This window comes from Microbacterium sp. NPDC089698 (assembly GCF_044749045.1).
In the GTDB taxonomy this organism is placed as follows: domain Bacteria; phylum Actinomycetota; class Actinomycetes; order Actinomycetales; family Microbacteriaceae; genus Microbacterium.
In genome coordinates this window covers 1-22,230 of the sequence record NZ_JBIVHE010000001.1, presented here as the reverse complement: position 1 = coordinate 22,230, position 22,230 = coordinate 1, and the positions used below count along the sequence as shown (strand labels likewise).

Below are 22,230 nucleotides of genomic sequence, written 5' to 3'. Positions count from 1 at the left end.
TCCTGCGGCCTTGTGTACCGCGTTCGATGCGGTCACGCAGGTGAGGTCCGCGGTGGGTGTCGGTGTTGGAGTGGGGGTCGAAGTCGGTATCGGAGTGGGTGTGGGGGGTGGGGGTGCCAGAGCGGTCGACGCGCCGGTTGTTGTCGAAGAAAAGCTTCGTCACGTAGGCCGGGTAGTCGATGCTTCTCGCGGAGATGTAGGTTCCTCCGCTCCCTGCGCCCGCGAACCAGTCGTGTCCGAGTAGGACCGGCTGCCCGTGGCTCCGAACCAGAATCAGACCTCCGTCTCGTGAGCCAGAGCGACACTCCGATAGACGGCACCGGACTGCTTCACGGTGCGACGCTGGGTGGGGTAGTCAACGTGGACGATCCCGAAACGCTTTCGGTAGCCTTCGGCCCATTCGAAGTTGTCCAGCAGAGACCAGGCGAAGTATCCGCGCAAGGGGATGCCGCCCTCGAGGCAGGTCGCAGCAGCCGTGAGATGCGCCGTCAGGTAGTCGACGCGCCCGGTATCGAAAACCGCGCCCTCGTCCGTGACCTCGTCATCCCACGCTGACCCGTTCTCGGTCACGTAGATTGCGGCGGGCGCATACCGCTCATGCGTCTGGGCGATGATGTCGGCGATGCCTTGCGGGTGCACCTCCCAACCCATGGCCGTAACGACGCCCGGCGGAGGTGTCTCGCGCGCCCGCATCACCGGGATGCTGTCGTCGGCGCGCACCACGCCTCGCGAGTAGTAGTTGATTCCGACGAAGTCAATCGGATGTGAGATGACGTCGAGGTCGCCGTCCTCGATCGGGATCTCAGCGCGGAAGAGTTCGGACGTGCCGGGGTGATATTCGCCGCGCATGATTGGGTGCAGGAAGAGCCAGTTGCGGTATAGGTCGAACCGATCCGCTGCGGCCCCGTCGTGCGGGGTCGGGGTCGCGGGCTCGGCAGGCGACATGCTCAGCGCGATACCGATCCTCCCGTCTGACGGCAGCACGGCGCGGAGCGCCTGGGTACCGAGACCGTGGGCGAGCAGGGAATGGTGCATTGCGCGCACGGCGTGCTCTTCGGACCGGATCCCTGGTGCGTGGACGCCGTCGAGGTGTCCGAGGAACACGTACACCCACGGTTCGTTGAGCGTCATCCATTTGTGGACGCGGTCTCCGAGACGCTCGGCGACCCGTGTGGCGTACTCCGCGAATCGATGGGCTACGGACCGATCTGCCCATCCACCTCTGTCCTGCTGCCATTGCGGGAGATCCCAGTGGTAGAGCGTGGCGAACGGCTCGATGCCCCGGCTCAGCAGTTCGTCGACGAGCCGGTCGTAGAAGTCGAGACCACTCCGGTTCGCCGGGGAATCTACGGTCGGAACGATACGGGGCCAGGCGATCGAGAACCGGTAGGCGTCCAGACCGAGCTCACTCATGAGGGCGATGTCGTCGCGCCAACGGAAGTAGTGCTCGTCGGCGTGGTCGAGGGTGTCTCCGTCGGCGACAGCTCCGGGAACGCGGGCGAAGGTGTCCCAGATGCTCGGCGTGCGACCGTCCGCATCGGTCGATCCTTCGATCTGGGGCGCCGCGGTCGCGGCTCCCCAGACGAAATCACGGGGGTATCGGCGGCCGATCTCGTGCGCGCGAGTCTGGAGCGCCGTGGGAAGCGGCGGGATCGTGGTCACAAGGATGTCCTTCTCGTGTGTGAGGGTCAGCCGGCGTGGCCCTGGACGAACCGGGATACGGCGATGTCGAGGAGGTCCGAATCTGGGATCAGAGGCGGGATCGTCGGATCGTCAGGAAGCACGAGGGATGAGCTCAGACGGATGTCCCTCGAGGACGCGCCGATGTCGATCCGGAACTCGCCGCCTTCACGACGCCAGAGCCCGGTCTTGCCGTCGAGTCGCTCTGCGGCGGAGTCCCAGTAGGCGAAGTCCCTGTTCTCCAGCTCGAAGCCGACGCGAGCGGACTCCCCCGGCTCGATCCGGAGCTTCTCGAATCCGCGGAGTTCCCGCAGCGGCCGCTGCACCTCCGCATCGGGGTCGCCGACGTAGAGCTGCACGATCTCTTCACCGGTCCTGCTGCCCACGTTGGTGATCGTGCACCGGATCCGGACGCGTCCGGCGTCCGCATCGACGACGTCGACGCGGAGGTCCGAGTACTCGAAGTTCGTGTACGACAGGCCGTGACCGAAGGGGTAGCGGACGTGGCGATGCAGGGCGTCGTACCAGCGGTACCCGATGAAGACCCCCTCGCCGTAGAGGACGGTTCCCCGCTCGCCGAGCCAGTTCGGATACCCGGGGGTGTCCTCCACCGCCAGCGGGAAGGTCTCCGCGGTCTTCCCGGACGGGCTGTGGCGCCCGAAGAGTGCTTCTGCGACGGCGAAGCCGACCCCCTGGCCTCCGAGCCAGGCTTCGAGGATCGCATCGACGCGGTCGTGCCAGGGCTCCATCGAGACGGGTGACCCGTTCGACAGCACGACGATGAGCGTCGCTCCCGTGCGGTCTCGGACGTCCGCCATGCGGCTGATCAAGGCGATCTGATCCGCGGGAAGCGCGAGGGTGTCGCGATCGTTCGCCTCCTGCTCGTAGGAAAGCGGGAGGCCGGCGAAGACGACGATCGTCGTCGCCTCTGCCGCAGCCTCAGCAGCCTCCTCGATGTGTCGCTGAGCCACAGCCGACAACGGACGCTTTCCCAGGTGCTGCACCGTCTCCGCGAGCTGGAGCTCTTTCGCGAGAGTCGCGGAGCGCCGGGCGACGCGCGGGTTGTCGTCCTCGGTCTCGGCACCGTGTGCAGCGAGGATCGCGAGGTTGTCGTCCTGGTAGGCGTTCTTGACCTCGTACACGTATCCGGGCGCGTACCGGACACGGTCGCCCACGATCGAACGCAGTGCGTCCAAGGGGGTGTCGATCCGGGTCGGATCCACACCGGAGGATCCACCGCCCTGGATGCGCGCGTGCTCGGCGAACGCGCCGACGACTGCGATGGTCCTGCTGTCGCCCTCGTCCAGAGGCAGGGCAGGGCCTCGTCCATCGGGGGCGTCCTCATTGCGCAGCAGCGTCAGGCAACTGAGGGCCGCCTCGCGCGCGAGCTGGTGATGCTCGTCCGCACGGAGCAGGGCGAGCTGGGCTTCGGTGAGACGGTCACCAGCGACATGCCCCAGATCCATCACCGGACCGTCGACATGGTCGGCACCGGGATATGCGCGGGCCACGAGCTGCAGTACTCGGCGCGCGGCGGTGTCGACGACGGCCTCGTCGAGACCGCCGTTCCGCACCGCGGCGACGATCTCGGCGTCGGTCTCGCCCTGAGTGCCGGGCATCTCCAGATCCAGTCCGGCGATGAGTGCAGCGACCCGGTCGTGCACGGCGTTCCAGTCGGAGACGACCGCTCCTCGGTATCCCCATTCCTCGCGGAGCACCTCGGTGAGCAGCCAGTGGTTCTGCGAGGCGTGCACGCCGAGGAGCCTGTTATACGAGCACATGACCGTCCAAGGGTCGGCCTTCGTCACGACCCGTTCGAACGCGGCCAGGTAGGTCTCGCGAAGCGTGCGCTCATCGGCGACGACAGAGATCCTGGTCCTTTCGATCTCCTGGTTGTTGGCAGCGAAGTGCTTCAGGGATGTTCCGACGCCGACCGCCTGCACACCGTCGACGTAGGCGGCGCCGAGCTCTCCGGAGTGCATCGGGTCTTCGGAGAAGTACTCGAAATTGCGCCCGCACAGCGGCGAACGCTTCATGTTCACGCCGGGGCCGAGCACGACCTGCACGCCTTCGGCGCGTGCTTCCTCCCCGATGGCGGCGCCGACACGGCGCATGAGCCGCCGGTCCCAGGACGCGCCCATCGCGGACGCCGTCGGGAATCCGGTTGCCGGGACCCACACCATGTCGACGCCGGTCTCCTTGCGCAGGCCGTGCGGGCCGTCTCCGACTTCGATGGACGGCACGGGGTCCGGCAGCCCCACGCGGTCGAGGGGCTGGGTGTACCAATCGTCGAGGCCCGAGAGCAGTGATGCCTTCTCCTCGAGGGTGAGCGCTGCGAGGACGGCATCGACGTCGAAGGGTGGGATGGTCATGCTGCTTTCTTTTCTGGATCGAGGCGCGGGGTGAGCGTGCGGACGGATGCCGCCCCGGGCAGGGAGCCCGGGGCGGCACAGGTTCAGACGAGATTCGGCAATGCGTCTTTCTGCCGTTCGAGGAACTCGTCGAGCATCGCCGCCGCCCTGTTGTGGGAGTCGACGATCGGGTCCAGGAGGATCGCCTGGAGCAGCTTGACCTTGGACTGCTCGACGTACGCTTCGACGAGCAGCTTGTGGATGGATCCCTGCCGCTGCACCATCGCGAGGATGCCCTCGGGTAGCGGCTCCATGCGCTGCGGAACCAGCTCGCCGTCGACGACGGTCGCCGGCACCTCGACGACCATGTCATCGGGAAGGCCAGGGATGGCGCCGCGGTTCGGCACGTTCACCGCGGGCAGTTCCCGCTCGACGCCGCAGGCCACCCACTCGATGATCGGGATCGCGAGCTCTTCGGAGGACTCGAGCGCCCGATCCTCGAGGGAGGCTTCGAGCGACATCAGGGTCTCGTCTGTGCGCGCCCCGTGGAACGGACGCCCGGTGTCGACGTTTCCGATGTGGTAGTGCCACTCGGGGGTCTCTGCGCCTTCGCGCCATGGCGAGCCGTCGGCCCGGTCGTGGAAGTACTGCAGCTGCGCGGGCACGTAGTCGTCCGCCCAGGAGATGTACTCGCCGATGTGGTTCGCGCTCGGCGACGGCCAGAGCCCGAAGCGGCGGAACAGGATGCGGGAAAGTGCGATCTCGTGCCAGTCGGACACCCAGTTCGCTTCGCGTTCGATCTCGCGTAGACGCGGATAGAGGTCCTCACCAGTGCGGCGATCCCGGATCGCCTGGAACCACTGGAAGTGGTTGATTCCTGCGGCGGGCAGGTCGAGGTGCTCGCGGGGGATGTCCAGCAGCGCCGAGATCTGCCCTGCGCCCATGAAGTACCCGTGGCACAGCCCCACGACCTTGACGGACGTCAGCCGCGAGATCGCCTCGCAGACCTTGTGCTCAGGGTTCGAGAAGTTCAGGAACAGGGCGTCAGGAGCGTGGGTCTCGATCGCGCGGGCGATCTCCAGGAGAGGCGCGAACTGGCGCAGCGCGTGGAAGAGTCCACCCGGGCCGCCGTTCTCGCCATAGACCTGCTTGAACCCGTAGGTGCGGGGAATCGTGAAGTCCTGAGACCAGTAGTGGTACCGGTCCACCTCGATCGCGGTGATCACGAACGCGGCGCCCGCGACAGCGGTCGGAAGATCCGTCGTGGACGAGACCGTCGCCGCATGGTCGAGGCGTTCGATGACGGCACGGGTGTACTCCTCCATCTCTGCGAGCGGTTCCACCGCGATGTCCATCAGCACGACCTCGAGCCCCATTTCGGCGATGGGTTCGCTGAGGAGCAGGTCGCGGATCATCGTCCCCGCGAACTGCCGGGATCCCGCACCGATCAATGTCACCTTCATGTTGTCGTCGTCTCCTATCCGGGGAAGGGGTTGGGGGTCTGTTTGACCGCGCGTCGGGCCAGTTCGAGTGCGCCGGTCACTGGGGGACGGGTGAGGATCTCGACGTCGACCTCGGGACGTCGCCGCGCGAGAGCCCTCGTCAGCGCCGTCTGCAGTCGGGGCTGACGTTCGATCACGGATCCGCCGGCGACCACGGTCTCCGTGCGGATGCCGCGGCGCAGCAGCCGGTCTATCAGGTCGGCGAGCGAATCCCCGGCCTCGTCGATAACCCTCTCCGCGAGAGACGAGCCCTCGTCGGCGGCGAGGAAGACTTCGCGGGCGTGGAGACCACGAGCCTCCGCGGAGTCTGCCGCCCCGACCGCGAGTGCGAGCTCGGCGGCGTCGTGTGCCTCGAACCGAGCAAGGAGGCGGCGCCCCAGGGGGTCGAGAGCGTCGCCCTCGTCGAGACCGGTGAGCACTGCCTTGGTCGCGTCGCGGACGAGGCCTGCGGCGCTGCCCTCGTCGCCGAGAGCCCAGCCCCATCCCCCCGCTGTCACCAGCTCGCCCGCGTCGTCCCGGGCCGTGGCGATCGATCCGGTGCCCACGACAAGGCCGATCGCGTTCTCGCGTTCCATCGCGGGCGCCATGAGTTCCGAGTCGTTGACAACAATGACGGGGCCGAGGACATATCGGCGCAGCTCACGGTCGAGGTCCTCGCACTGCCGGCTGTTGTCGCAGCCGTGTGCGCCGACCGCCACCGACGCACTCAGCACAGAAGCCCCGAGCCTCTCGACGAGCATCTGTGCCAGTGCGCCGGCGTCAGCGACGGGATGGCCCAGGCCCGCGCGCCAGGTGGAGGTCGGCACTAGGATCTCCTCCGGCTCCGCGCCAGGGGATGCGTCGTCCGCAGAGGCCATCGCGTGCGTCTTGGTGCCGCCGATATCGACGCCGACGAACCGCCTGACGGCGCTCTCAGTAAGACTCGGACGATTCATGTGGGTCCTTCGAAGAAGTGGGGTGAGGGATCGTTGCGGTGACCGGGTCAGACCGTGACTGTCGCAGCTGCTCGGTCCGCGAGGATCGTGGGGTTCCTGCACTCGGCCACGATCGTGGCGGGCCAATCGGGATCGTAGGACGAGGCCGCAGTGATGTGGGAGAAGGCTTCTCGCTTGTGTTCGCCGGTGAGGATCATCACGACCTCTTCCGACAGACGGGCGATGGTGTCGACACCGACGGTGACACCGTCGCGGGGCACCATGTCGAGCCGGGTGAACTCCGGGAAGGTGCCCATGTTGTCCCGCCGGGTCGCCTCCCCGAGCGCAACGATGTGCGTCTTCGCGTCCCGGGGCGTGCCCGGCTGGTTGAACGCCACGTGTCCGTCGCTGTCGCCGGAAGCGAGCAGGAACAGGTCGATGCCACCGGCCGCTTCGATGCGAGCATCGAACTCCGCGGGATCCGCCGGATCCGCCGTCCAGATCTCATGCGGCGGGACCGTGCCCGCAGCCTGCCCGGCCCGAACAATCGGTTCGAGGATGTCGGCTCTCGCGAACCGGAGACAGGAGTAGGACGCCTCGGCGTCGACGGCCTGGAAGCTTCCGCGCGCGTCGGGGACGAGGTAGTCATCCATCATGACGATGACGAGGCTCGACAGGTCGGCGCCCGCTGCGGCACGCTGCGCGAGGGCTGTGTAGACGGGCACGGCAGTGCGCCCGCTGGGGCAGCCGAGCAGGAAGGGTCCCCCCTGCTTCGCGACGATGCGATCGAGGATCCGGTCTGCGACGGCGTCGCCGATCGTCTGCGCGTCAGGCAGGATACGGGGTGTCAGAGGCACGGTGCTGCTGCTTTCGTTCGTGGGAGGCGTGTGCACGGCGGACTATTCCTTGATCGCGCCAGCGAGCATCCCGGAGATGAACTTCCGCTGGAAGATCACGTAGAGGATGAGCACCGGGGCTGCGACGATCAAGCCGCCGGCAGCCATGAGGTTGATCTGGGTGACGTATTTACCCTGGAAGACACCGAGCGCGACGGTCGCGGTCTGGTTGTCTCCGTGCAGGAACACCAGGGAGAGGAAGTAGTCGTTCCAGGTCCACATGAAGTTCAAGAGGATGAGCGTGTACACGGCGGGCATGATGTTCGGCACGGCGATCGACCAGAGCATCCGGAACGCGCCCGCGCCGTCCAGCTCGGCCGACTCGAACACGGCCCGAGGCAGCGCGCGGAACGCCGCGCGCATCCAGAAGATCCCGAACGGCACACCCATTCCGGTGTGGATGAGGATGACACCGAGCAGATTGTCGGTGAGCCCGAGGCCGCGGAACTGGTAGTAGAGCGGGACGATGATGACCTCGAGGGAGATCATCATGCCGAGCAGGATCAACGGGAAGAGGAACTTCTCCCCCGTCACGCCGAGCACGCCGAACGCGTAGCCGCCCATCAGGGCGAGCAGCACGCTGAGCACGACGACGGCGACGGTGATGATCAGGGAGACCACCATCGACTGCGAGAAGTCGGCCTGGTTCCAGGCCGTGACGAAGTTGCCCCACTGCAGGTCCCAGGACGGACGGCCTGCACGATCGGGGCTCACGGAGGCGGCGACGAAGGTGCCGACCGGCCAGAGCACGATCAGTGCCAGGACGGTGAGGATGATGTAGTTCCAGATCTTCTCCGAGCGGGAGGTCATGGTCACTCCTTCTCCGAGATGCGGGTGATGATCAGCGCGATCGCCAGGCAGAGCAGAGCCATGACGACGCCGATGGCGGCGGCCTGCCCGACGTTCGGGTTCACGAACGCCGCCTTGTAGAGAGCAACGGCAGGGGTCTGCGTCGCAGTTCCCGGGCCACCCTTGGTGGTGATCCAGATGAGGTCGAAAGCGCGCAAGGCGCCCGTGATCGTGAGAGTGAGCGCGACCGCGATCTGGCCGCGAAGACCAGGCAGAGTCACCGAGAAGAACTCCCGGAGAGGACCGGCGCCATCCATCTTCGCCGCCTCATAGAGCTCGGGAGAGATCGACGCCGCCCCCGAGACGAACAGCACCATGCAGAAACCGAAGGTGACCCAGGTCCCGATGAGCCCCACCGCGGGAAGCGCCCAGGTGAAGTCACCCAGCCAGTTCTTCGCGAAAACCTCAAGACCGACCGCGCGAAGCGCCTCGTTGATCGGCCCTTCTGGCGCATACATCCGCTTGAACAGCAGTGCGATCACGACGCTCGTCATCACCTGCGGCAGGAAGAAGATCCACCGGTAGATCGCCATGCCGGGCTGCCTGCCGCGCGTGATGAGCGCCGCAGACATCAGCCCGAGTGCAATCGGAAGCAGCGCGAAGAACACCAGCAGGACCAGCACGTTGCCGAGCGTCGAACGCAGCACAGGGTCCGTGAAGAAGTTCACATAGTTCTGCACGCCGACCCAGACCGATGCCGTGACCCCGTCCCATTTGTAGAACGAGTACTGGACGGACTGGATCATCGGCCAGAGCACCACGACGGCATACAACAGCAGGCCGGGGGCCGCGAAGAGAAGACCCGCGCGGCGCGACCGCCGTCGTGCGGGTGCTTCCCGCCGGCGCCGAGATGAGGTCGTGAGTGCTCGGGTGGACGGGGAGCCCGCGTCCTCCGCGTGAGCGGTGGACGCGGCTCCCGTTCGGGGGATGGTCATCGGATCAGGAGCCCGCGAGGAAGGTGCTGCGATCCGCGTCGACGGCCTTTGCGAAGTCCTCCGGCGTCGTCTTGCCCGCGAGCAGCAGCTGGGTGTTCTGCGTCAGGGTGTCCAGCATCGTCGGTGCGGACCAGTCGAAGTAGGGGACGTAGCCGTCGTCGGCGTCGAGCGTCTTCGCGGCAGCTGCCTCATCCTTCTGGCTCAGAACATCGGGGATCTTCACGTCGGCGTTGAGCATCGGCACCAGCCCGAGATCGGCCGCGTCCTGGCTCGCCTGCTTCGACATGAGGAAGTCGAGGAACGCCGCGGCCACGTCGGGGTGCTTCGATTTGGCGGAGATGATCATGGCGCCCGGAGCCGCGCCAACACCGACCGTGCTCTTACCGTCCGCCTGGGGCAGCTGGATGTATCCGAACTGGTTCAGCTGATCGCCGGACAGACCCAGCGCCCCGGTGTACTCGAAGCGGAAGACACCCTTGCCGTCGAGGTAGTCGGCCAGGGATGTCTGGTAGTCGATGCCCTCGAAGTTCGGGGTGAGCCAGCCGTTCTTGTTCCATTCCTGCAGCGTGGCCGCCGCCTTGGTGATGCCCGCCTTCGCGGCGGTGACATTCTTGTTGCCGTAGACGAAGTCGTTGATGTCGCCTTCGGAGCCGTAGAGCGACTGCAGCCCCAGCAGGATCCCGGTGTTTCCGTCGACGCCGCTGTAGCTGAACGGCACCTCACCGGCGGACTTGGCCTTCGCCGCCGCCTTCTCCAGGTCGTCCAGCGTCTTCGGCGCCTCGATTCCCAGCGCCTTGAGCTTCTCGGCGTTGTAATAGACGCCGATCAGCGACGTCCTGGCCAGCGGCGTCGCGAACCACGCCCCTTCACCGATGGTCTTGAAGTCCGTCGTGAACTGGTTCTGACGTGCGATCGTGCTGGGGACCTTGTCCTTCCAACCGTACAGATCGGCGTAGGGGTCGAGGTTCAGCACGAGATTGCCCTTGGCCAGGGTCCCGAGCGAGGCCCAGCCGTTGTTGGCGGACGCGATATCCGGACCGTTCGCGTCCTGCAGCTGAAGGTTCAGTGTGCTGGTGAGCTGTCCCCAATCCTCACGAGTCCGCTCGATCTTCACGTTCGGGTATTTCGCCTCGAACTCGCCGACCAGCTTCACGATCCACTTCTCCTCGGCGGATCCCCAGAAGTCGGAGAGCTTGAGGGTGACATTGCCGGCACCGGCGACGTCCTTGGAGACAGCGGACGACGCCGTCGGTGCCGACGAACCGCCACCAGGCGCGCAGGCCGTGATCGAAAGGGCTGCGATGAGGCTTATCGACACCGCGAGGGCGGTGCGCAGTTTTCTTGCGGGCATGCGTCACTCCGTTGTGGTCTGGAACTTCAAGGGTTTCGGGTATGGCAACGTCTGTCAGGCTCGCCGCCGGATTGGAACGCTACCATCCATGAACCAGTTAAACCAGTAACAATCCAAAATGACGGAAAGATAGTCCAGTTAGACGTTGTGGTATCGTGACGCGGTGACCCTCGCTAAGGCCGCGCTTTACGCGTATCAACAGCTGACGCATGAGCTGGACGTTGGCATGTATTCACCTGGCTCCCGACTTCCGGGCGAACGTGACATGTCGACGCGGTTCCATGTCAGCCGTGCAACCCTCCGCGCAGCATTGGCCGAGCTCGAGGGCGAGCAACGAATCGTGCGTTCAGCGCAGCGAGGGTGGTTCGTGCCCGCGCAAGTCATTGGCGAGCCGCCAAGCACGCTGCAGTCCTTTACAGAAATGGCTCGCGCGCGCGGTTTGCGTCCGACCGCCCAGGTACTCCATCAGGCGATCCGCCCGTCGTCGCTCGACGAATCCGAACGCCTGCGCATCGCACCCACGTCACCAGTGATCCAGATCGACAGGCTTCGAGGGATGGACGGCACACCCGTTTGTTTCGATGTCGTCGTCGTACCAGAGCAACGAGCGCCAGCCCTCAGCACCGCGAACCTGACAGACGTGTCGCTCTACGAGGTACTCCAAGACATGTGTGGGCTCCCGATCCATCGCAGCGCGTACACCGTGATGGCTGCCGTCGCGGACCAAACACTGGCCAAGCTTCTGGGCACGTCGGCGGGCGCACCGATCCTGATCGGTGAGGAGACCGCCTACACCGCCGATGGTGTCCCTGTACTCATCGGAGTGAACCGATACCGGGGCGACGCGTACCGGTTCGAAGCAGACCTGTATCGGCGCCCCTGACTGGTCACCTTCGCTGCACCGAGTTCGTCTGGCGTTCCGACTAGATACAGAGGGTCTCCACTGCTCCGCTGATCGAGCAGCGGCGGGCGGGCCGACACGTCGTTGAGGAAGAGGGTTCACGCCCCGTTCTCGAACGCGTCAATGGGCTGCGGGGCCTTCGACACCAAATGCCGACGCCCGGCGAGTACGGTAGCGACGTGATTCTTCGCGCCGGCGCCCCGGCGGTCGCGCTGGGCGCTGCCTGCGAGCACGACTGCGCTTGCAGTGGCCGCCATACCCGCGGTTGGGTACCTTACAGCCGTGTTGTTTGGCGAGCCATGGGTTATCGCTAAGGCCTCCGGCGCCCTGATCGCGTTGCTCGGTGTCGCCTGGGGCGCTTGGGAGCTCGCACCACACTGAGGATCATGGCGTGCTCCCCGAATGTCAGACGCCGAGGCGCGCGAGAACGGCTTCCAGTAACGCATGGGCAGACGCACGGTGTCGCGGCACCCAATCCTCGCTGTAGCCGCGCACGTCGATCTCGGTAACGAGAATGAGAGCGTAGTAGAGGCGATACAGCGCGAATCTCACAGCACCGCCAGCTGTCGCTAGCTCCCTCTCCAGCGATCCGCCTGCCGCAGTGTTCCCCGCGAGGAGCTCAGGGGTAACGTCCCAGAGGCCGAACTGGTCAGCCCCGACGAGCTCGAGCAAGGGGTCACCCCATATCGTTCGCTCCGCGTCGATGAGGCCCACGATTCGATCCTGATCGTCGAGGAACACGTTCGCAGGCCAGAGGTCAGCATGGACCAGGGACGGACGTATGACCTGGTCGAGTGCGTCAGCATAACGAGACATTGCGGCGCGCACCCGGGCAGCTGGAATGACCACACCAACCGAATCAGCATCAGCCAAAATTCCGTCAACCATCGCACGGAACGCTGACCGCCAGGTAGAACGTTGCATGCTTGCCTCGACAGCCGGGTACCCGAACGCTGGGGGGTGAATTCTGTGCAGCTCCGACATGAGCGCGCCCAGCCCCCGATTCGCTCGAGCCACACTCGCGTCGTCCATGGCCCGTTCGTTCCAGGGCTCGCCGTCCAGATGACGAGTCACCACAACATCGGCAGCGACGAGCTTCTGCGAGAAGTCGGTGTGGAGCAGCTCCGGAACCGGTAACCCATGATGAGCGAGAATCCGATATGTCTGAGCTTCCGTGCGCGCGATTCCACGTTCATATTGACAAAGTCCTGAGGGATCCGCGCGCGTCAGTTTCACAACGACTGTTGCGCCGGAGTCCAGCACAACACGGTAGGTGGAAGCGAACATGCCTCCCGTTAGGGGCATCACGTCGTTCACACTTCCCAACGATGCAATCACCTGACCTATCACGGCCACGGTCCTCGACTCAGCACTCACGACTCTTCCTCCACGCGCACGCACCCAGTGTCTTCGTTGGCACAGAGCATGCGTATGTGTCGATCAAGGATGCCTAGTGCGACGGTCTCGGGATCTGATGCCTGCGCCCAAAGAAGGTGAATCGCGAGGCCGTCAAGCAGCGCATGAAGTCTGTCCACCTCGAAATCGACGTCGATTGTCGGCGCTGCGGCGCCCGTACGCTTGAGCTCACTGAGTGCTGCAACACAGACACCACGCACCTCCTGATTCAACTCAATAGCCCCCTGCTGCATTGATCCGTCCGTGAGGGCCAAGCCCCCCAACTGCAACTGCGCCACGAGCTCATCACGACGCGTCTCATCGAGAGGAAGAAACTCACGAAGCAACGCAAGGACGAGAGGGACTCCCTCCCCTTCCAACGAACTGATCCGTCGAGCAACCGCCTGGCGGATCGCATCCAGGGTGAACTGCCGTAGCTGGTCCTGCGACGGGAAGGCACGCCGGAGTGAAGCAACTGCGATACCGGCTTCGGCGGCGACGTTTCGTACCGAAAGAGCACCTAGTCCCTTCTCAACCAGCACCCGCGTTGCTGCCGCAGCGATGACGCGGTTGCGTTCGTCGTGGTCAATCAATCTAGGCATCACATCACCCGTTCGCGGCTTTCACAGACTTCTTCGGCCAGATCGTGTAACTGACTGCCCACAGCACATCAATCGTCAGGATGACACCCAGGAGCGGAAAGAACCCTCGAAGCTCCTCGGTTCTCGCGCCGTTGCCAACGACGACGATCAGTCCACCGAGTATCGCCGCGGAGATCGCCACCGCCAACAACGTTCGAGCGGCATCCTTCCAACACGCGACTGCATACGCCACACCGGTGAGTTTCGGGCGCGGAGGTGCGCCGCGAAACCGCGTCGCGAACTTCGCATCAGCCCAGGCGATCATTCGGTGTCCGTACGCGACAGAGATTCCGATGTACAGGGCCGCCAGCCCGTGATGCCACGATGCCGTTCCACCACCAAGCAAATCCACGGCAACGAGCACGAGCAAGATCACATCCACCGCCGGCGCCGCTAGCAGCAGGACTACCCCGAGACGCGGCCGACCGGCGACGTAACGCGCGAACAGACCCCCCAGAATCGCCGCCCAGAAGGCAACCTCACACGCGATGATCAACCCAAGGATCACGAGCTCTCCAATCAGATAGTTTTGATAGTACACGTGTACTCACAAACCCGACCCACTGGCACCCATTGCGAGCACTCCAGCCGTGACCCCGCGCGACATCCAGCGCCGACCTGGCGGAACAACAGCACCTGGTTCGGCTGCGCCCATCGACGACTAGCCGCATGTCGATATCGTCGCGAGCATCCTTGACGCGAACAGTCGACATCCTCGCCCCCGGGAACAGATCTCCGACGGCAAATACCCCTGAAGTCGCGCGAGAATCCTCTCCCTATCCCCCAGCCAGGCCGAACGATGGTGGGCGGGCACGCTCGAATTCCTGACGGACACATGCGGGGCATCGGACCGAGGAGCAAGCCGAGCGTTTCGCGATTTCCTCCTCCATGCGAACGCGTACATGTCGGAACGATTGATCCTGGGCTGTCCCGATCTGGTCGCGGGCTCGCTCATGAGCCTGGTAGCCCTGCGCAAGGTCCGTTCCCGTCCCCAAAAATGCAAGGCGCACCGATGCCCTGCGCAACCCGGGCCAGCCCGACAACCGTGCCGTCTCACCCTCCGCCCAAAAGACCCGATCCACCGACAAGGACTACCCACGAACGTGCACACCCCAACTAGCACCACTGCCGCGTCCAAACGACAGCTCAAACGGCCCATCATCCTGAAGGCCGCGGCCTGGTCCGTCCCCGTCATCGCGGCAGCCACAGCCGTTCCCTCAACATCGGTTTCTGCTCCGGGCGCCGAAAATGCGCCACTGGTGCGACGGTCTTGCCCTCGGGTGCGGGATGGGCAGTCCCCTCCGAGTGAGTTCGTCGGAGACATAGGCATGCCTTCCAGCGGATACAGCCGAGACCTGCAATGGGGAGGCGACGTCGCCCAGACCATCGCCTACCTGCCCCAGAACGACAGCCCCGTCACCATCCGCTACACGTTCACCCTTGCAGCCCTGCCGAACCCCAAGCCGACGCCATCCTCGTCCGGACAAGTCAACTCCGGCTTCTGGATCGAAGCCCCCATCGCAACCATCACCACCTGCCCGACGCGAACTGGAGCGTCCATGCGGGCGTGGGGGCTTCTAGGCCGGTGGCGATCGAAGTCAGCGACGGCATCTCCGCGCTGCGCGCTTGACTCCGCCAGCGTCCGCAAGGCACGCTGAACAGGGAAGTCGGAACCGGCATCCGTCGCTTTCACGCCAATGTTCGCCGGCTCTCTTCGAGCACGCCGCGGCCACCACCGGATGGAAGGTTCGCACGCCATGCGTCGGAGCTCCTACTGGCTCCCCCGATGAAGGGAAAGCATGGCAGCCGGCTCACTCATCAACGGCAACGTGTCACGGTGGTGGCAGCAGATCGGTGCGCCGGCGCCGCGCCCTGAGCTGCCCGGCGACCTGACCGTCGATGTCGCCATCGTCGGCGCGGGGTACACGGGCCTGTGGACGGCCTACTACCTGAAGCGGGCGCGACCCGCGCTGCGGATCGCGGTGATCGAGCAGCGGCATGCCGGATACGGCGCCTCGGGTCGCAACGGCGGATGGCTGACGAACTCGATCACGGGCGGGCGCGAGCAGTACGAGCCCACGCACGGACGGGACGCCGCGGAGCGGTTCCAACGGGCCATGAACGAGACCGTCGACGAGGTGATCCGCGTCGCCGCCTCGGAAGACATCGACGCCGACATCACGAAGGGCGGGGAGTTCGGGGTCGCCCGCACTCCCGCACAGGAGGCGCGGATCCGGGCCTTCGCCGCGTCCGAGCAGACCTGGGCGCACACCGATCTCGCCCTGCTCGAGAAGGCGGAGGCGACCGAGAGGATCGCCGTACACGGCACCAGGGCAGCGGTCTGGCATCCGCATGCCGCACGGATCCAGCCGGCCAAGCTCGTCGCGGGCCTCGCCGAGGCCGTCGAGCGGCTCGGCGTCGAGATCTACGAGCGCACGACGGTTGCCGAGATCACCCCGCGCCGACTGCGCACCGATCACGGCACCGTCGTGGCGGAGCACATCGTCCGGGCGACGGAGGGATTCACGGCGAACCTCCGCGGGCTGCATCGACTGTGGCTGCCCATGAACTCCTCCCTCATCGCGACGGAGCCGCTGCCGCGCGAGGTCTGGGACGAGCTGCGCTGGGGCGGCCGCGAGGTGCTCGGAGATCTCGCACACGTATACATGTACGCCCAGCGCACCGCGGATGACCGGATCGCGATCGGGGGCCGCGGCGTGCCGTACCGGTACGGCTCGAAGACCGACACGGATGGTCGCACCCCGCTGACGACAGTGCGCACCCTCGCCGGGATCCTGCACCGCTTCTTCCCCGCCACGGCCGCGGCACGGATCGATCACGTGTGGTCCGGAGTGCTCGGCGTCCCGCGGGACTGGGCCGCGACCGTCGGTCTGGATCAGCGCACCGGGATCGCGTGGGGCGGCGGGTACGTCGGCACCGGAGTGACGTCCACGAACCTCGCCGGGCGCACGATCGCGGACATCATCCTGGGCGAGGACACCGAGATCAGCGGACTCCCATGGGTGAACCACCGCGTGCGGCGGTGGGAGCCCGAGCCGCTGCGGTGGATCGCGACGAGAGGGCTCTACGCCGCATACGGCGCGGCCGATCGGTCCGAGGACCGCGGGCGGCCGACCACCTCGCCGATCGCACAGGTCACCGACGTCATCACCGGGCGACACTGACGCGAAGTTCACGACCGAACCTGGCAGCTCAGGCCAATGTCGTCAATGCAGCAACGGGCGCCACCACACGGCATCGATTCGCCAGGCAACGGACCACCCAACTCAACTATCAATCATTCGGCGATCACGTGCAGCCACGCACTCGTCAGGCGTGCCTGGGTGTCCGCATCGGCACCACTCGGCCTCGACGTCCTCAGGGTGATCCGGATGCCACCACGGCCAGACTGGGCCGTGCGAGTCGAGTTCGACACGGTTGGACCGTCTCGACGACCACAGCAGCCACGCCACGAGTCCGCCTGCAGTCAGGGTCAGGGCCGGCAGCACCCCGACCGTCATCAGCAACCCACGACGCCCCCGACATCATCCAGAAGCACAGCATCCCACAACAGACCAGCGAGGTTTTGGTGCGGCCGGTATCTCGACCGGCCGCACCACGCCAACCCCGTGGCGCGCACGGCATAAGGGAATCGACCTGGTGAGGATCTGGAACCTCGCCGGGGAGAGATACCGTGCATTAAAGGAGAGCACATGAGGGCTGGATCATGACGGGGAACCACGCAATAGCTTCGAGATCGTCGCGAGATGACTGGCCCGATGTCGTGAACTCGGTCACGCTCGCGTCGACGATGGGCTTGTTCGCGTACTGCGCGCGCCCGGTCAGATCCTTCCGGGCCGCTTCGGAACCTGGCAAGGAAGCTGATTGATGCGTCGATGAGGGCGCTCCGACCTCTCACAGGCGGCTTCCGCATCGAGGGAAGCACAGCGGGAATCCACGTCGCCAGGTACGTAGAGTGGGAACGTGGCTCGCGTGGTGTTGATCAATGGTGCTCCAGGATCGGGGAAGTCGACGGTGGCGCAGATGCTGAGCGCGCAATCCCGGATGGCCATGGCTCTCGACATCGACCAGATCAAACACTCCCTCGGAGGCTGGGAGGATGACTCGTTTTCTTCTGGACTCCACGCCCGACGCCTGGCGCTAGCTCTAGTCGACGAGCAGCTTCGATCAGGCGGTGACGTGTTCCTGGGACAGTACCTCGCTCGCACGGACTTCATCGAAGCGCTCGAAGCCGCGTCCGAACGTCGCCAAGCTTCGTTCCACGAGTTCATCCTTGACATCGATGGGGACCAGCTTGCCCGCCGGTTGAGAGGTCGCTCCGAATCGCCTTCACGCCCGGAGCACGCGATCAACAACCGCCTCGTCGGGCCTGCAGATGCCCTTCAATTCGTCCAGTCACTGGCTAACCTCCGGGCAAGTCGCCCAAGCGCGATCTGGATCGATGCGAACGGCTCACCGGAAGAGATCGCTGGCTCGATCAGCGCGTCCATCGACTGATCAGTTTGCCGAACACCCAAGTGCATTCGATGAGCCATCCCGCGCCTGGGACGTGTCTGCCGAGACACTGGACAGACGGCGATCCGCCTTCTAGGAACCTCACAGCGAAGAGCTCGACGAGGGCTTCCACCCGAATCCTTCTACCGGTCACGCCGGCTGGAACGAATGGATAGCCGCACCATGGCCCAGGCTAGGGAACGGTGGCGTTCGTTCTGACCGGTCCTCGGCAAGACATCGAGGGTCGTTTCGGCCTTCGCCACCTGCTCTAGGTGAGTTCGATGTACTCGTAGCAACACGTCTACGTAGGACTGTCGAAACTGACCTAAGGCCAAGCTCGCAGTCCGCTGTCAGCGTCGCTGTCAGGCGCGGATAGTGGTGGCGCAGCAGAAGGACTACTTTGCTGCCTTCGCGGCCCGCGCCGATCATTCGATACTGGTTGGGTTCACCCCCAAAACGGAAGTCGCGTAGGAAATGCAAGCATCAACGCGTTGGGTCCCTTTTCGAACGCGTTGCGCGATAGTTCAACACGACGCGACTCCTGGATCGGTGCCAGTCGCGGGGTAGAAACTCCATTCCTCACCGTGGTCACTCCGGATCAACGTGAAGCCGCAATCAGCAGGGCTCGCTGACAGCGAACGCTGCTGGTAGAGCCACGGGGCTCGGACGCGCATGAAGCCCCCAGGTTGGGTCAGGTACATCCCGGCTCCGTGTCCCCGCCATGAGGACTGCAGGGGAGACAGCCGGGCCGGGAGAACCTCGTTCATCTCACCTAAGCAAGTGAGGGTTCCGACCGCAAGACGACGTCGGATACTGAAGAGTGCCCTGAACCTCGCTGCACTGCCCGGGTCACCCATTCTGAAGTGTGATCCCGCGGCGGCCTATGCCCCATGCGTCTGGACTCATAGGGCATAGGCCGCCCGCAACACGAACTGGTGACGCTGTCGATGGCGTCGTCAGGGATGGCTGACCGCGCCGCTGACGCTCACGCCGTTGTTGATGTTGGCGGCAGCGACCGAGACGGTGCCTGCGACGGGGTTCCTGGTCGTCGGGGTGCCTGTCCATGCGCCGGAGAAGACGGCCGGGGGCAGGGAGAAGATGGTGTCGACGCTGACCGACTGCGAGGGGCCCGCGAAGTCGATCTCCCACGTGCCGTCTGCGTCCGTCACGACCTGCGTGACGGTCCACGTCACGCCGCCGGCCACGAGCGTCTCGCCCTGCACGAACGGCTGGCCGTCCGGCTTCGTGATCACGAAGCTCGTCCATTGGCCGGATCCGATGTACTTCCCGGTCAGCGCGCCGGTGTCCCACGGGCCGCTCTTGACGTTCGTGATCACCACGCCGCCGTTGAGAGTCCCGGTGGCCGTCTTGGCGTTGTCGTCCGCGGTGATCGAGCCGCCGACCTGAGCGGACAGATGCGCCTGCGCGGCCGGTCCCCCTGACGCCGCATAGGCCGGTACTGCGGCCGCGGCGGCGATCACCGGCACGGACCATGCCGCGCCCTTAATAATCGTGCGCCGTGGTACAACTCGGGTGAAAGTGCTCTCCGCCATTGTCTTCGCTCTTCCTCATGCCTTAGATTCGGGACGCCACGGAAATGCCCGCCCGGGGCGCTGGCAGCGTCGTGGTCTCAGCCATGTAACGCGAGTCCGTCAACGTTGTTCGGCGAAGCGGCCGATTCTGGCAGTTCCGGTGTCAGATCGCGTCGTGCCGGGTATCACTATCGGCGCGCCCGCTGCCGGCTCCCACGTCACGGTGCAGACGCGGGGAAGCTAGCCCCTCCGCCGCCATCGCTCGCGCAAGGCTCGACCCGTTACTGAAGCCGACCTGCTCAGCTATACACGTGACGCTCAGACCCGCTGTCGCAGGATCTCGCAAAAGCGCCAACGCCTTGAGCACCCGTACGCGCCGGATCTCTTGCCGAATCGTACGGCCCAGCACAGTGAACTCACGCTCAAGCTGACGCAACGAGACGTTCAGGTGATCAGCGATCGCCTGTGCCGACAGAGCAGCGTCGGTGTACCGCCTCTCTATGACAGACATCGCCCTGTCCAGCGATGACGAGGCTGCGACCTTTTCGGTTGCGCTCGAGGTGATCGCCGCGTCCGCCATCGCCACCAGCGCAGACTCCAGATGCGTGACAGTGTCGTGAGGAACAACATGGCCTCTCATCAGGAGAGCCCGCACGAAGGCGCTCACAGGGTGAACCACGCCACGGCTTTCGATGAGCAGCAACGATCGATGCGGAATCGGCGCTGCAGACAGGGCCACGCTCGGAGTATCGATCACTGCGCTCTGCGCCCCATCTGCTGCCGAGACCCTCGCCAGCGATGGTCCGGTGACCACGACCCCCTGCCCTTCGCGGACAGCCATCCGTCGCCCCTCAAGGGACACGTCGACGAGCCCCTCATGATTCACGACGAGCGCCACGCGACCCCGCCCGACAGCAATCGAGCGGACGGATCGGCTCGCATGCTCATACAACGTGACCATCACCGCCCCGAGAGCGCGGGTGTTCAGCGAACCGCTCAACGACCGCCACCGCTTGTTTCTCGCCCCGAGGCCGCATACCGGTGCCGGGTTCCCCAGTTCATCCCCACACAAGGAGGTGAGTCAGCCCGGACCGAAAAGTGACGAAACGTCTCCGATTCGACCGCTCCTCGCTCAGCATGCCAGCCGGTATGGTCCACAGGTGCGACATCCCCGCATGATTGTCGCAGCGGTGGACGCGCACGAGCTGGTCCTCACGCTCGCACCGCCGCCAACTGTCCGCATGGCGACCAAGACTGGGCAGCCGAGGACACTTGCGGCACCCGAGGGACTCTGGTCCTCACCACACGCCGTGGGCAATGATGAACTCACGCTATGGAGGTTCGAGAGGACCTTTCGGCAGATCGCCATCGAAACAGTTCCGGCATGATCGGTGGTGGCGATTCTCCTTCGGTGGAGCATACGACGACACGATCCCGCAGCCCAGTCAATAGCAAGACACTGCACACTAGAACCCACTCCGCATCTCGCGGAGTCGGCGGATCGATGGCGCTCCTGTTACCGCCGCACAAACGCAGAGCCCGCAACCGTCAATCGCTGATGCTTGCAAGGGCGCCAGCGAGTGAGTTGTACCTGCTCGATTGCCAAGGCCCTCGGTGCCATTGCACCAAGACCTGATGGCAGTCGCGCGAAAAGTTTGCAGGATGTTGAGCTACCGGTCTCCGACCCGGCAGCGTCCGGCAGCGGGCGGCTGCGCGAACTGCCTTGTCCCCACCGCCCCGGATCGACCCGCGTGCCGCATGGTGCGAGAGATCCGTCTCGCGTCACTTGACTCGATGGTTCGGCTCATTAGTGGGTGAGGCTGTGAAACTTCCCCTTCGGCAGCTCTCCGAGACGGCTCACCTGCGGACCGGTTGCGGTCCGCAGGTGAGCTGCTGCAATCCGACTAGTGGCGAGGGCGGCGTCACTTGGTCCGGGCGCTGCACTCCTTCAATTTGAAAGTGCTCGTTCTGTTGCGGTGAGGTGCCGTCAACATCACTAGCCCGAAGGGGAATCATGAAGAACAAGAGAACTCTGCAGCAGCTTGCCGTCGCGGGGGTGATCGCCGTGATCGCGGCGCTTGCGACCCCGGCGATGGCCGTCGCGGCGCCGAACCCGGCGCCAGGTGCCGCGAAGGCCCCGACTCTCATGTTCGAGGAGACGTTCGAGAACCAGCAGCAGACCGCCGCCGGCCCGCTCGCGTCCTACGCGGGAACCAGCGGCACGACCTACACGGCCGACGCGCAGTGGCTGATGGCATCGGCCTGCAACGGGATCCTGGTGATGAGCACCAGCACCTTCGCCGACGACCAGTGCACGGGTGGGGGGAATCCCCGGGAGAACGTCCGCGCACTGGCTGACGCCCTCGGCGGGGCGACCAACCACGCCGTGACCGCCTACACGCACCAGGGGCACCCCTCGACGCCGGGCGCGACGCTGCTGGTGGAATCGCAGAAGTCGGGCGTCACCCTCAAGGAGAACCGCTTCTACGTCTCGAGTATCGACCTCGCCGAGGTCAACTGCGTGATCGGTGCGACACACTCGGCGATCCAGTTCGGTCTGGAGACCGCCGGCGGCGAGGTCATCATGGACCCGACCCCGGCCGTGGTCTGCGCGGGAGCCACGTCCGACGCGCCGCAGGTCGGCACGAGGACGAGCGACGGATTCATGCCGAGCGCGTCGCAGGCCGGTGCTGCGCAGTACATCGCACGCAACCTGACCGTCAGTGGCCAGGGCAACGACTTCGCCTACGACAATCTGCGGCTCTTCG

Annotated in this window: 16 protein-coding genes and 1 pseudogene; 4 read left to right on the top strand and 13 right to left on the bottom strand. The window is 65.4% G+C overall.

What is annotated here, in order from left to right; all coding sequences use genetic code 11:
- Positions 1–273 precede the first annotated feature (273 nt).
- The 8 genes from ACIPY5_RS00085 to ACIPY5_RS00050 all read right to left on the bottom strand — a co-directional run bounded on the left by ACIPY5_RS00085 (position 274) and on the right by ACIPY5_RS00050 (position 10,478).
- Positions 274–1,662 (bottom strand): GH1 family beta-glucosidase, encoded by a 1,389-nt coding sequence (locus tag ACIPY5_RS00085; protein WP_400965228.1) that lies wholly within the window; start codon positions 1,660–1,662, stop codon positions 274–276.
- A 26-nt stretch (positions 1,663–1,688) separates the two neighbouring features.
- Positions 1,689–4,052 carry a beta-glucosidase gene (locus ACIPY5_RS00080; RefSeq protein ID WP_400965225.1) on the bottom strand — a complete coding sequence of 788 codons (2,364 nt, stop codon included), beginning with the start codon at positions 4,050–4,052 and terminating at the stop codon, positions 1,689–1,691.
- 83 nt (positions 4,053–4,135) lie between these two features.
- Positions 4,136–5,494: a hypothetical protein gene (locus ACIPY5_RS00075; protein WP_400965222.1), complete on the bottom strand. Its 1,359-nt coding sequence runs from the start codon at positions 5,492–5,494 to the stop codon at positions 4,136–4,138.
- A 14-nt stretch (positions 5,495–5,508) separates the two neighbouring features.
- Positions 5,509–6,468, bottom strand: a complete 960-nt coding sequence (locus ACIPY5_RS00070) for an N-acetylglucosamine kinase (RefSeq protein WP_400965220.1) — start codon at positions 6,466–6,468, stop codon at positions 5,509–5,511.
- A gap of 47 nt (positions 6,469–6,515) precedes the next feature.
- The gene (locus ACIPY5_RS00065; RefSeq protein ID WP_400965217.1) at positions 6,516–7,304 is read right to left on the bottom strand and encodes a 6-phosphogluconolactonase; all 789 of its coding nucleotides are present in this window, start codon (positions 7,302–7,304) and stop codon (positions 6,516–6,518) included.
- Positions 7,305–7,346: 42 nt separating this feature from the next.
- Entirely contained in the window at positions 7,347–8,153 is an 807-nt protein-coding gene (locus tag ACIPY5_RS00060) for a carbohydrate ABC transporter permease (RefSeq protein WP_400965214.1), read from the bottom strand.
- Between the two features lie 2 nt (positions 8,154–8,155).
- Positions 8,156–9,127: a carbohydrate ABC transporter permease gene (locus ACIPY5_RS00055; RefSeq protein WP_400965211.1), complete on the bottom strand. Its 972-nt coding sequence runs from the start codon at positions 9,125–9,127 to the stop codon at positions 8,156–8,158.
- Positions 9,128–9,131: 4 nt separating this feature from the next.
- Complete coding sequence (locus ACIPY5_RS00050; protein WP_400965209.1) at positions 9,132–10,478, bottom strand: extracellular solute-binding protein; 1,347 nt, start codon at positions 10,476–10,478, stop codon at positions 9,132–9,134.
- 163 nt (positions 10,479–10,641) lie between these two features.
- On the opposite strand from ACIPY5_RS00050, the gene ACIPY5_RS00045 reads away from it, so the two are divergent.
- Positions 10,642–11,361: a GntR family transcriptional regulator gene (locus tag ACIPY5_RS00045; RefSeq protein ID WP_400965206.1), complete on the top strand. Its 720-nt coding sequence runs from the start codon at positions 10,642–10,644 to the stop codon at positions 11,359–11,361.
- A 423-nt stretch (positions 11,362–11,784) separates the two neighbouring features.
- Here the strand turns inward: ACIPY5_RS00045 and ACIPY5_RS00040 are convergent, their stop codons facing one another.
- From ACIPY5_RS00040 to ACIPY5_RS00030, 3 genes are read right to left on the bottom strand one after another with little or no spacing between them, the layout of a single operon-like run.
- Positions 11,785–12,756 (bottom strand): phosphotransferase family protein, encoded by a 972-nt coding sequence (locus ACIPY5_RS00040; protein ID WP_400965203.1) that lies wholly within the window; start codon positions 12,754–12,756, stop codon positions 11,785–11,787.
- Positions 12,753–13,376 (bottom strand): TetR/AcrR family transcriptional regulator, encoded by a 624-nt coding sequence (locus tag ACIPY5_RS00035; protein WP_400965200.1) that lies wholly within the window; start codon positions 13,374–13,376, stop codon positions 12,753–12,755. Before ACIPY5_RS00035 ends, ACIPY5_RS00040 begins: the two co-directional genes overlap by 4 nt.
- A 4-nt stretch (positions 13,377–13,380) precedes the next feature.
- Positions 13,381–13,923, bottom strand: a complete 543-nt coding sequence (locus tag ACIPY5_RS00030; RefSeq protein ID WP_400968401.1) for a hypothetical protein — start codon at positions 13,921–13,923, stop codon at positions 13,381–13,383.
- Positions 13,924–15,214: 1,291 nt separating this feature from the next.
- Here ACIPY5_RS00030 and ACIPY5_RS00025 point away from each other — a divergent pair.
- Positions 15,215–16,600: an NAD(P)/FAD-dependent oxidoreductase gene (locus ACIPY5_RS00025; RefSeq protein WP_400965197.1), complete on the top strand. Its 1,386-nt coding sequence runs from the start codon at positions 15,215–15,217 to the stop codon at positions 16,598–16,600.
- A 799-nt stretch (positions 16,601–17,399) separates the two neighbouring features.
- Entirely contained in the window at positions 17,400–17,933 is a 534-nt protein-coding gene (locus tag ACIPY5_RS00020) for an AAA family ATPase (protein ID WP_400965193.1), read from the top strand.
- Positions 17,934–18,886: 953 nt separating this feature from the next.
- Here the strand turns inward: ACIPY5_RS00020 and ACIPY5_RS00015 are convergent.
- Positions 18,887–19,483 (bottom strand): hypothetical protein, encoded by a 597-nt coding sequence (locus ACIPY5_RS00015; protein WP_400965191.1) that lies wholly within the window; start codon positions 19,481–19,483, stop codon positions 18,887–18,889.
- Between the two features lie 142 nt (positions 19,484–19,625).
- Positions 19,626–20,360, bottom strand: a complete 735-nt coding sequence (locus tag ACIPY5_RS00010; RefSeq protein ID WP_400965188.1) for a helix-turn-helix domain-containing protein — start codon at positions 20,358–20,360, stop codon at positions 19,626–19,628.
- Between the two features lie 1,116 nt (positions 20,361–21,476).
- Between ACIPY5_RS00010 and ACIPY5_RS00005 the strand changes: the two are divergent.
- A pseudogene (locus ACIPY5_RS00005) lies at positions 21,477–22,230 on the top strand (hypothetical protein); the annotation flags it as partial.